This is a genomic window from Clostridium sp. (genome assembly GCF_051654825.1).
Classification (GTDB): Bacteria; Bacillota; Clostridia; order Clostridiales; family Clostridiaceae; genus Clostridium.
The window spans coordinates 1-10,656 of sequence record NZ_JBOFYU010000116.1; the positions used below are offsets into that span (position 1 = coordinate 1).

10 protein-coding genes and 1 other annotated feature are annotated in these 10,656 nt (G+C 29.0%); of the genes, 7 read left to right on the forward strand and 3 right to left on the reverse strand.

Annotation, left to right across the window (positions count from 1 at the left end; all coding sequences use genetic code 11):
* The coding region (locus ACRDBA_RS07105; RefSeq protein ID WP_438572230.1) for a YkvI family membrane protein at positions 1–924 on the reverse strand (924 nt) is incomplete at its 3' end.
* Positions 925–1,055: 131 nt separating this feature from the next.
* On the opposite strand from ACRDBA_RS07105, the gene ACRDBA_RS07110 reads away from it, so the two are divergent.
* The 3 genes from ACRDBA_RS07110 (at position 1,056) to ACRDBA_RS07120 (ending at position 3,921) form a co-directional block, all read left to right on the forward strand.
* Positions 1,056–2,147 (forward strand): hypothetical protein, encoded by a 1,092-nt coding sequence (locus ACRDBA_RS07110; RefSeq protein WP_438572231.1) that lies wholly within the window; start codon positions 1,056–1,058, stop codon positions 2,145–2,147.
* Between the two features lie 85 nt (positions 2,148–2,232).
* A complete protein-coding gene (locus tag ACRDBA_RS07115; protein WP_438572232.1) occupies positions 2,233–3,156 on the forward strand; it encodes a TIGR01212 family radical SAM protein in 924 nt (307 codons plus the stop codon).
* Between the two features lie 27 nt (positions 3,157–3,183).
* The gene (locus tag ACRDBA_RS07120) at positions 3,184–3,921 is read left to right on the forward strand and encodes a 2-phosphosulfolactate phosphatase family protein (RefSeq protein ID WP_438572233.1); all 738 of its coding nucleotides are present in this window, start codon (positions 3,184–3,186) and stop codon (positions 3,919–3,921) included.
* 130 nt (positions 3,922–4,051) lie between these two features.
* Here ACRDBA_RS07120 and ACRDBA_RS07125 read toward each other — a convergent pair whose 3' ends face one another.
* Positions 4,052–5,227 carry a class I SAM-dependent rRNA methyltransferase gene (locus ACRDBA_RS07125; protein ID WP_438572234.1) on the reverse strand — a complete coding sequence of 392 codons (1,176 nt, stop codon included), beginning with the start codon at positions 5,225–5,227 and terminating at the stop codon, positions 4,052–4,054.
* A gap of 148 nt (positions 5,228–5,375) precedes the next feature.
* Between ACRDBA_RS07125 and ACRDBA_RS07130 the strand changes: the two genes are divergently transcribed.
* Complete coding sequence (locus tag ACRDBA_RS07130) at positions 5,376–5,909, forward strand: thioredoxin family protein (RefSeq protein WP_438572235.1); 534 nt, start codon at positions 5,376–5,378, stop codon at positions 5,907–5,909.
* A gap of 63 nt (positions 5,910–5,972) precedes the next feature.
* Positions 5,973–6,263, forward strand: a complete 291-nt coding sequence (locus ACRDBA_RS07135) for a hypothetical protein (protein ID WP_438572236.1) — start codon at positions 5,973–5,975, stop codon at positions 6,261–6,263.
* Positions 6,264–6,341: 78 nt separating this feature from the next.
* Here ACRDBA_RS07135 and ACRDBA_RS07140 read toward each other — a convergent pair whose 3' ends face one another.
* Positions 6,342–6,560, reverse strand: coding sequence for a (2Fe-2S)-binding protein (locus tag ACRDBA_RS07140; protein ID WP_438572237.1), 219 nt, complete (start codon positions 6,558–6,560; stop codon positions 6,342–6,344).
* 279 nt (positions 6,561–6,839) lie between these two features.
* Positions 6,840–7,085 (forward strand) — a binding site (T-box leader).
* A gap of 91 nt (positions 7,086–7,176) precedes the next feature.
* On the opposite strand from ACRDBA_RS07140, the gene ileS reads away from it, so the two are divergent.
* Entirely contained in the window at positions 7,177–10,287 is a 3,111-nt protein-coding gene (gene ileS, locus ACRDBA_RS07145; protein WP_438572238.1) for an isoleucine--tRNA ligase, read from the forward strand.
* 250 nt (positions 10,288–10,537) lie between these two features.
* On the forward strand, positions 10,538–10,656 hold a 119-nt coding region (locus tag ACRDBA_RS07150; protein WP_438572239.1), incomplete at its 3' end, for a LacI family DNA-binding transcriptional regulator.

A 10,656-nucleotide genomic window follows, 5' to 3' on the forward strand; every position in this document is an offset into this window, starting at 1 on the left:
TGCTAATACTATAAAAATTCCATTCTTAAATGGTATTTTAAATACTTGTTCAATTGTTTTACTTATAGAGTAAACATCTGAAACTTCAGTAGAAAACATTTCAAGCCAAATAACTACTAATAATAATGCTTGAATAACATTTCCAAATCTTTGAGCTACAAATAGAAGAGGAATTTCATATTCATATATATAAGGTTGATTAATCATTAGTAATAGGTTAATAGCAAAGCTAAGAATTGCTAAGCCTAAAGCACCAAAGACAACACCTAAGAACATAGTTTTTGTTTTTTTAGTTTGTGTGCTTAACGGAACTAAAACACCTAAGCAACATAATACATTGTAACCAGCATATAAGATTGTTGACTTTGTTATTCCAGTTTTTCTTGGCTCAAATTGAGTTAAGAAATCTAATGTAAGCATGTCTTTGCAAAATACAAAGTACAAAATAGTAATAATAGTAATAGTAGTAATTAATGTAGGAACTATAAAGGAGTTTACTTCTATCAATCCGTCTGTATCTCTTAATAAGAAAAATATAGCTATAGCTATCATTATTAGTGATCCTACAAACTTAGGAATACCAAAGAACTGATTAATAAGAGCGCCACTACCTGCAAGTATTATAGATGCACTTGAAATTAAATATAATGTAGTTATTACACTTGTTGCTTTTCCTAAAATGTTTGGGCTAACTACTTTCATAACATCACTATATGAGTTTAATTTATATCGAATACTAATTTTAGATACAATAGTACCCATAGCAACATAAAAAATACCACATATAATAATCCCAGCGAAGCTTGATACACCGTAGGATGTGAAAAACTCTGTGATTTCTTGACCAGAAGCTAGTCCAGCACCAACTATTGTACCTATAAATACAACAGCAATCTGAAAGATTCTAGTTAATTCATTTTTCATTTTATACCCTCCTAATTCACTTATACTATCAAATATATAATTATGAAGAGTGTTTTATTCTTTAAATATGAATAAGGCAAGTAATCTAAGGAAAAATAAGTATAAGTGGATATAATTAAGGAGGTAAAGCTATGAAAATTAAGAGAAATATAATTAAAGTTACTGTAGCTTTAACACTTTCATTTTTGTTGATAGGATGCAACAATAATGAAGAAAAGGAAAATGTCACAATTAACCTTTTTAATCCTAAAAAAGCGATAGATGTGGCAGAAAATTATTTAGAGAGTATTATTAATGATGATTTAAGTAATGCAAATAGCTTATGTACAGAGGAGTTATTAAATAATAATAAGCAAATTAACGTGGGAACATCAAAAGTCATAGCATATGCTCCTGAGAACTTAATTGAGTCAGGAAATTCAGCGTATACGATATTTAATGTTATTAGAAGTTCAAATGAAGATCCTAAATGTGATTTAGATAGTTTTGCAATAAAGGTAGAAAAGGAAAATGATGATGTTTATAAAATATCTGAAGTAAAGTCAATAAATAAAAAACAAGTTTTTGTAAGAAATAATGGATTAAGAATAATTGATGAAGATGGCGGAGAAAGTGATTTAATAGTAAACTTATCAAATTTACCAAAGGATGTTTATAAAAGAGATAACGAAATTATGATGTATAAAGAAAAAACACCAATAAAACAATTTGGAACAGTAGCACTAAGTTATTCAGGTAAAAAAATTGCTATGTGTACATCAGATGAAAATAGAATATTTATATCTATAGCTAATATAGAAAAGGCACAACAAGCATCAGGAAGTACAGGAGGACCAAGTTCAGTAGGTGGAGGTGAATCTAGTCAAAGCTTAGAAGATTTATTAGATAAGCCAATAGCACAAAAAGTAGTTTCAGTAGATATACTTGATAATTGTAAAATACAAAAGTTTATTTTTTCAAGAGAAGAGCAACAGCTAATTGTTGAATATAAGGATAAAGACAATATATCAAGAATGAAGATTTATAGTACAGATGATGGAAGCCTTGTTAAGTTAAAGCTTGAAGAAAAATTTCCAAAGGACATGTATAATATAAACTTTAAAAGGTTAGACAAGAAAACAATATATATAAATGTTTCTAATAGCAAAGAGAAGAATGTTACTAATGAAGTAACAGGAGATTATAAAATAGATATAGAAAAATTAGATATAGAAAAAATATAAATAATTTACTTAACACATTTTTAAATATTGTAGTAAAATAAAAGGTACATCTATGATGTACCTTTTAATATTAGGAGGAAAAGTTATGAAAGAATGGAATGGGAAAAGATATCATAGTTTAAACTATTATCTTAGAAATAAATTTGGTGAAAAAGTATATAAGATTTCTTTAGATGGAGGATTCACTTGTCCTAACAGAGATGGAAAGGCAGGAAAAGGTGGTTGTACATTTTGCAGTGCAAGAGGATCTGGTGATTATGCAGGAAGCAGAATATTATCCATATCTCAACAGTTTGATGATAGAAAAGAAATGATGGAGAAAAAGTGGAAAAATGGAAAGTGTATTGCTTATTTCCAAGCATATACTAATACATATGCACCTGTAGATGTATTAAGAGAAAAATATGAAGAGGCTTTAAAGCAGGAAAATGTTATAGCAATATCAATAGCTACTAGACCAGATTGTATTGATGATGATGTTTTAGACTTCTTAGATGAACTAAATAAAAAGACATATTTAATGGTGGAGCTCGGACTTCAAACAATAAATGATGAAACAGCAAGAAACTTTAATAGAGGTTATGATTTTGTTGTATTTGAAGAAACATTAAAGAAGTTAAAGGAAAAAAATATAGATGTTGTAGTACATACTATATTTGGATTACCTGGAGAAACAAAAGATGATATGTTAAAAACTATAGATTATGTAGCACATACAGGAGCTCAAGGAATAAAGTTTCATCTGCTTCACTTAATGGAAGGAACTAAAATGGTTGAACAATACGAATCTGGGGAGTTAAAGCTTTTAAGTAAGGAAGACTATATAGACTTAATATGTAAGGGTGTAGCTATGCTTCCAGAGGAAATGGTTGTTCATAGATTAACTGGTGATGCCCCGAGAGATTTATTAATAGGACCTATGTGGAGTTTAAAGAAGTGGGAAGTATTAAATGATATTGATAAGACTCTTGAAGATAATAATATTTGGCAAGGTAAAGAATATAAATAAAATATTTTAGTAAGGGGTGGGAGAATTATGAAAATAGATATTGTTATTTCAGCAGATCATATTAAGCAAGAGTACTTGAAAAATAAGGTTGTAGTAGTAATTGATATGTTAAGAGCAACATCCGTAATTATTACAGCCTTATCAAATGGAGCAAAGAGAGTTATTCCATTATTAACAGTAGAAGAAGCATTTAAAGAAAAAAAATTATTAGAATTAGCTGGTGAAGAAGTTTTATTAGGTGGAGAAAGAAGAGCTGTTAAAATAGATGGATTTAATCTTACTAATTCTCCTTTAGAATATGGAAGGGATGTTGTAGATGGAAAGTCATTGATTTTAACTACAACTAATGGAACTAGAGCTATAAATTTAAGTTTAGAGGCTGATGAAGTGTTAATTGGAGCAATGATAAATGCAAAGGCTATTGCTGAAAAGTTAATGAAATTAAATAAGGATGTTGTATTTATAAATGCAGGAACAAATGGAGAGTTTTCAATGGATGATTTTATTTGTTCTGGTTATATGATTTATCTTTTAAATAAAGATAATAATAATGAATTAACAGATATAGCAAAAACTGCAGAAATGATTTATGAAGGCAATGAAGATATATTTAGCTATATTAAAAATGCAAGACATTATAATGTTTTAAAGGGGTTAAACCTAGAAGAGGATTTAAATTATTGCTGTAGCAAGGATATAATAAATAAAATTCCTAAATTTGATAAAAAAAATAAGTGCATAGTATTGACAGAAAATAAAAAATAATATAACATATAGTTAATGATAATCAATATCAACTAGAAATTGATTTCTCATCCTAAGATATAAAATTTATTTCATAAAAAGAGTAATGGACATAAAGTTCATTACTCTTTTTATTTAAACTATTTTTTATTTAAACTACTTGGAAAATAAAGAATTTTAAGTAGTATGATTCATCAGAATTCCATAATATTGGGTGATCAGATGATTGAGTTCTACACTCTATTTGTCTTAATGTTCTTCTAGCATCATGAGCAGCATCAAGAACAGTTTTCTTTAATTGCTCTTCGCTCATATAATGAGAACATGAACATGTTGCAAAATAACCACCTGGTTTAACGAGCTTTAATCCTCTAAGATTAATTTCTTTATAACCTCTTATAGCAGAATTTACTGTGTTTCTTGATTTTGTAAAGGCTGGTGGGTCAAGAATAACAACATCATATTGTTTTCCTTCACGAGACCAATCTCCTAATACGTTAAATGCATTGTGACATTCGAATTTTACTGTATCTTGTAAATTATTAAGCTCAGCATTTCTAGTAGCACAATCTACAGCATGTTGAGATACATCTATTCCTAATACAGATTTAGCTCCAGCTATTCCAGCATTAAGAGCAAATGAGCCAGTATGTGTAAAGCAATCTAATACATCTTTACCTTTGCAAATTTTGTGCATTGCAGCTCTGTTTTCCTTTTGGTCTAAGAAGAACCCTGTTTTTTGACCATTTTCTAAGTCAACTATGTATTTAACACCATTTTCAATTATTTCTATATCAGTATTAAATGGTTCAGTTAAAAATCCTTTTCTTTGCTCAAGGCCTTCTATTTCTCTAGTTTTTAAATCACTTCTTTCATAAACACCTTTAGCACCATATTCTTCTACTAATATTTTAACTATTAAATCTCTATATTGATCCATACCTAATGTTGATAATTGTATTACATAATAATCCTCAAATTTATCAACAGTTAATCCAGGAAGAAAATCAGCTTCACCAAAAATAAATCTACAAGAAGAAGTATCTATAACAGTATTTCTATAATCCCATGCAGCAGCAAATCTCTTTTTAAAGAATTCTTCATTTATTTCTTCATCTATGTCTCTAGTCATGATTCTTATAGTTATTTTACTTCTATCGTTTATGTAACCTTTTCCTATAAAAAATCCTTTATGATTATAAACCTCAACTATATCACCGTTTTCGTAATCACCATCATATTCATTTATTTCATCAATATACACCCAAGGACGTCCTTGTTCAGCTTTTTTGTTTTTTCCTTGATGTAGGTAAAATTTACTTGCCATTTATTTATCTCCTTCCGTTTTAAGTCTTATACGATTATATCACAATGAGTTTTTAAAAGCATACATAATAAAAAAATTAGAAAGTTATAGAAAATGAATTGATTAAAAAGTAAAATAGGTTAGAAGAAAGATCAGGGAGTGATATAAAATGAATTTTAAAAATGGAATGAAATATGAAGAATTTATAAATACAGCTGAAAAAGAGCATAGAGAATTTATAGATGAATTACATGAGCAAGGTAGCTTAGATAAACGTGATGATAATTTGAATAAAATAAAAGATATAAACCATAATGTTGATATAGTAGTCTTTACAGAAACTAAATGTAAGGATTCAGCTACTACAATGCCCTTTTTAATGAAATTATCAGAGTTAAATAAAAATATAAGAATTAATTTCTTTAGAAAAGAAGGAAATGAAGAAATATTAAAAGAGTTAACAGGAGAAATAAGAGTTCCATCAATATTAGTATTAAATGATGAAGAAAAAATAGAAAGAAAATATATTGAGTTTGCATATGATGTTAAAGAAATACTGGAAAGTTCACCTATAGAAAAAACTCAAGATATAATTGATGAAATGAGAATGGGTAAATATAATAAAGAAATTCAAAAAGACTTAATTAAGTTAATAAGTGGAGATAATTATAAATATATTAGTTTTGAAAGAAAAGATAAATAAGTAATTATTATAATCTGATTTAAATATAATATAAATGAAAGTAATATTATAGGGGAATTTAGATTGATAGTTAAAGCTATTACAGTACCAACACCAAGAAGAATAAAGAAATTTTTAAAGGAAAAGCTTACAAAAGAAAGAGTTTGTGTTTACTCATTAATTGGAGCAGGAGTTGGATTAACTAGCCTCACTGATGTGCCAGCAAAAGGTGTGATAACAGGAGCTTTAGTTTACTGTGGGATTGCATATGAGGTTATAGAAAAATCTGAAGACATAATAAATGATCCATTCTTTAAAGAAGTAATGGTGACTAATCCCTACATAGGATATGGAGTGCCTTTAAGAATTTTTTAATAAAAAAAACCACCTGCTTCCATAACAGGTGGCCTTGGGAGATATAATCTCATAAACAACACATTTTGGGGAGATATGTTATTTATTATCCAGATGTTTTTCAATCAAAAGTTGGATTGTAGGGGTACATCTGTAGCCTCTGCAACCACCTGTGCAAGCTCCAGTTGCCTTGGAGACTTCTTCAACGGTAGTAGCGCCGGCTTTGATTGCATCTTTTATTTTGGATCTTGGTATTGCCTTGCAAGTACAAGTTTTTGTAATCTTATCAAGGACTTGTTCGTTTAAATTATTTTCCATTTATATTTCCTCCTAATATTTGTAGAATGAAATTGCGGAAAATAAGGGGATAAAAAAATAATTGATGTTTATTCTTTATGTTTATATTATATAAACAATGTATATAAAAGTCAATATTAATTAATAAAAATTATTAGTTAGTTATTGATTTAACAAGTTTTAGATTTTAAAATCAATTTGTTTTTGCAAAAAATATAAATACTATCTTTTATATTTAAATAGTTTGTAGTAAAATAAAGTTATTATAAATTACATTATTAAATTTAATGTACATTTAAAGTAAAAACGATGATTAGGAAAAGTATTTATATGGATTCTTTTAGAGAGTGACTGTTTGGTGTAAAGTCATAGATACATATAAGGAAAATCACCTATGAGTTGGAGGCTGAAAAGTTTCACTACTTATTAAGCTTATCTCGTTATCCTGCGTTATAGGATAGAGTATGATAGTACTCGAAATGAAGGTTTTATATTTATATAAACTTTTACCTTAGGTGGTATAGCGAATTCAACTTCGTCCTATTTTGGATGGAGTTTTTTTATTTTTATAACAAATTAATAATTATTATGTAATTAGTAGATAATTATTAATAACAAACAGAAGGGAGATAGTATTATGTACAAAAAGGTTGAATTACCTAAAGGTTTTGTAGGCATGGAAAAAGATGTTGCAAACCTTTGGAAAGAAAACAATGTAATCAAAAAGAATTTTGACATGAACCAAGATGGTGAATTTTTCACATTTTATGATGGGCCACCTACAGCTAATGGGAAACCACATGTAGGTCACGTTTTAACAAGAGTTATGAAGGATATTATCCCAAGATATAAGGTTATGAAGGGATATAAAGTTATAAGAAAAGCTGGATGGGATACTCATGGTCTTCCTGTAGAGCTTGAAATAGAAAAGAAATTAGGAATTTCAGGTAAAGAGCAAATAGAAGATTACGGAGTAGAAAAATTCGTTACAGAATGTAAGGAATCAGTATTTACTTATGTAAACATGTGGGAAAAAATGACTGATCAAACAGGATACTGGGTCGATATGGAAAATCCGTATGTAACTTACCATAATTCATATATAGAATCAGTATGGTGGGCATTAAGCCAAATGTGGAATAAGGAACTTTTATATAAAGGTCATAAAGTAATGCCTTACTGCCCAAGATGTGGAACTGGTCTTTCATCACACGAAGTATCACAAGGATACAAGGATGTTAAGGACTTAACTGCAATTGCTAAGTTTAAAGTAGAAGGAGAAGAAAACAAGTATATACTTGCTTGGACAACAACTCCTTGGACATTACCATCAAACTTAGCACTATGTATTAATAAGGCTTATGACTATGTTGAAGCTAAAGTTGGAGAAGAAGTATTTGTACTTGCTAAAGACTTAGTTTCAAAGGTATTAGGTGAAGACTTTGAAATAATAAGAGAGTTCAAAGGAACTGAATTATTAGGAACTAAGTATGAGCAATTACTTCCATTTGGAAAAGTAGAAGGAAAAGCATTTGAAGTTATTCATGGTGATTATGTTACTTTATCAGATGGTACTGGTATAGTTCATATAGCTCCTGCTTATGGTGAAGATGATAACTTAGTAGCTAAGCAAAATGGAATTGCATTTATAAATTTAGTTGATGCTAGTGGTAACTTCGTTGAAGAAGTAACTCCATGGGCTGGTAAGTTTGTTAAGAAGTGTGATGACAGCATAGTTAAATACTTAGAAGAACATAACAAGCTATTTAAGGCAGAAAGACATACACACTCATATCCACATTGTTGGAGATGTGACACACCACTTCTTTACTATCCAAGAGAAAGTTGGTTTGTTGCTATGACTACTTTAAGAGATAAGTTATTAGAAAACAACAACAAAATAAACTGGTATCCAGATAACATAAGAACAGGTAGATTTGGTAAGTTCTTAGAAAATGTTATTGACTGGGGTATTTCAAGAGACAGATACTGGGGAACTCCATTACCAATATGGGAATGTGGATGTGGTCATAGAGAATGTATTGGAAGCATAGCTGAATTAAAAGAAAAAGGAATTAATGTTCCTGATGATATAGAATTACACAAACCATATATAGACAATGTTAAGTTAAACTGTCCACATTGTTCAAAGGAAATGACTAGAACAGCTGAAGTTATTGACTGTTGGTTTGATTCAGGATCAATGCCATTTGCTCAATTACACTATCCATTTGAAAATAAAGAATTGTTTGAACAAAACTTCCCAGCTCAATTTATATCAGAGGCTGTTGACCAAACAAGAGGATGGTTCTATACATTATTAGCTATTTCTACAGCTATATTTGATAAGAATCCATTTGAAAACTGTATAGTTTTAGGTCATGTTCTTGATAAAAAGGGATTAAAGATGTCAAAATCTAAGGGTAACGTAGTAGATCCATTTGATGTATTAGATGCACAAGGTGCGGATGCTACAAGATGGCATTTCTATACAGCAAGTGCTCCATGGTTACCAACAAGATTCTCAATTGATGATGTTGGAGAAGCTCAAAGAAAGTTCTTAAGTACATTATGGAACGTTTATTCATTCTACGTTTTATATGCGGACTTAGATAAATTCAATCCTACAGAATATGCTGATTTTGAATCAGAAAATGTAATGGATAAATGGATTATGTCAAAGCTTAATACATTAGTTAAAGATGTAGATGCTGGATTAGCATCATATCAAATAACTCAAGCTGCTCTTGCAATTGAAGAGTTTACTGATGAGTTATCAAACTGGTATGTAAGAAGAAATAGAGCAAGATATTGGTCAGAAGAATTAACTAACGACAAGATTGGTGCTTATGTAACATTATACAGAGTGTTAACTACTGTAATAAAAGTAGCTGCTCCATTTGTACCATTTGTTACAGAAGAAATATATCAAAACTTAGTAGTTAATTTAGATTCAAATGCTAAAGAAAGCATACACTTATGTACATGGCCAGAAGTTAAGGAATCAGCAATAGATAAAAATCTAGAAGCAGAAATGGATTTAGCTTACACAATAGTTAAATTAGGAAGAAGTGCAAGAAATGGTGCTAATATTAAGAACAGACAGCCATTATCAAAAATGTTATTATCAACAGATTCACTACCAGAATACTATGGTGATATCATAACAGATGAACTTAATATTAAAGCTGTTGAGTTTGGAGCAGATCTTTCAAAGTATGTTAACTTTGAAATTAAGCCTAACCTACCTGTATTAGGAAAAGCTTATGGCAAGTTAATACCTGGAATAAGAAAAGAAATAGCTTCAAGAAATCAAATGGAATTAGCTCAAAAACTTCAATCAGGTGAAACTGAAACAATAAATGTAAATGGAACAGAAATTGTTTTAAATAGCGAAAGTGTTTTAGTTACAATGCAAGGGTTAGAAGGATATGCATTTGCTGGTGAAGGTTCAATTGGGGTAGTATTAGATACAACTATCACAGAAGAATTAAGAGAGCTTGGTCATTTAAGAGAAGTAATTTCAAAAATCCAAAACATGAGAAAAGAAAAAGGATTCCAAGTTGCGGACAAAATAAACCTTTATGTTTCAGGAAATGATATGTTATTAGAAGTAATAAATAAATATGGAGATAACATAAAGAAAGAAACTTTAACTCAAGAAATACTTTGTAATGAAGATAAAGATTATACAGAAACAGTTATAAATGGTGAAACACTAAATATGACAGTTGAAGTTGTAAAATAAATTGACTATTAATATATAAATTAATTATTCTAAGTTATAAAAAGATGAGAATTAATAAACGTTCTCATCTTTTTACATATATTAGGGATAATAAAATATGTTTATTACATATACTATGAATATAAGTTATGGAGATAGGACAAAATGTAGAAATAGCAGGTTAGAAAACTTGTATTTATTAGTAAATATAGGTATAATATATATTTAGAATATAAAATACGTAATACTATGAAAATGGAGTGATGATGGTATGGCTACTTCAATAAAAGATGTTGCTAGAGAAGCTGGTGTTTCAATTGCTACTGTTTCAAGAGTTTTAAATGATATAGATGTTGTAAACGAAGATACTAAAAAAAAGGTTTTAGATGC

What these genes read in the sequence shown, in the direction of transcription:
- ACRDBA_RS07110 (WP_438572231.1), top strand. Translation starts at nt 1,056, where the DNA reads ATGAAAATTAAGAGAAATATAATTAAAGTTACTGTAGCTTTAACACTT.
- ACRDBA_RS07115 (WP_438572232.1), top strand. Translation starts at nt 2,233, where the DNA reads ATGAAAGAATGGAATGGGAAAAGATATCATAGTTTAAACTATTATCTT.
- ACRDBA_RS07120 (WP_438572233.1), top strand. Translation starts at nt 3,184, where the DNA reads ATGAAAATAGATATTGTTATTTCAGCAGATCATATTAAGCAAGAGTAC.
- ACRDBA_RS07125 (WP_438572234.1), bottom strand. Translation starts at nt 5,227, where the DNA reads ATGGCAAGTAAATTTTACCTACATCAAGGAAAAAACAAAAAAGCTGAA.
- ACRDBA_RS07130 (WP_438572235.1), top strand. Translation starts at nt 5,376, where the DNA reads ATGAATTTTAAAAATGGAATGAAATATGAAGAATTTATAAATACAGCT.
- ACRDBA_RS07140 (WP_438572237.1), bottom strand. Translation starts at nt 6,560, where the DNA reads ATGGAAAATAATTTAAACGAACAAGTCCTTGATAAGATTACAAAAACT.
- ileS (WP_438572238.1), top strand. Translation starts at nt 7,177, where the DNA reads ATGTACAAAAAGGTTGAATTACCTAAAGGTTTTGTAGGCATGGAAAAA.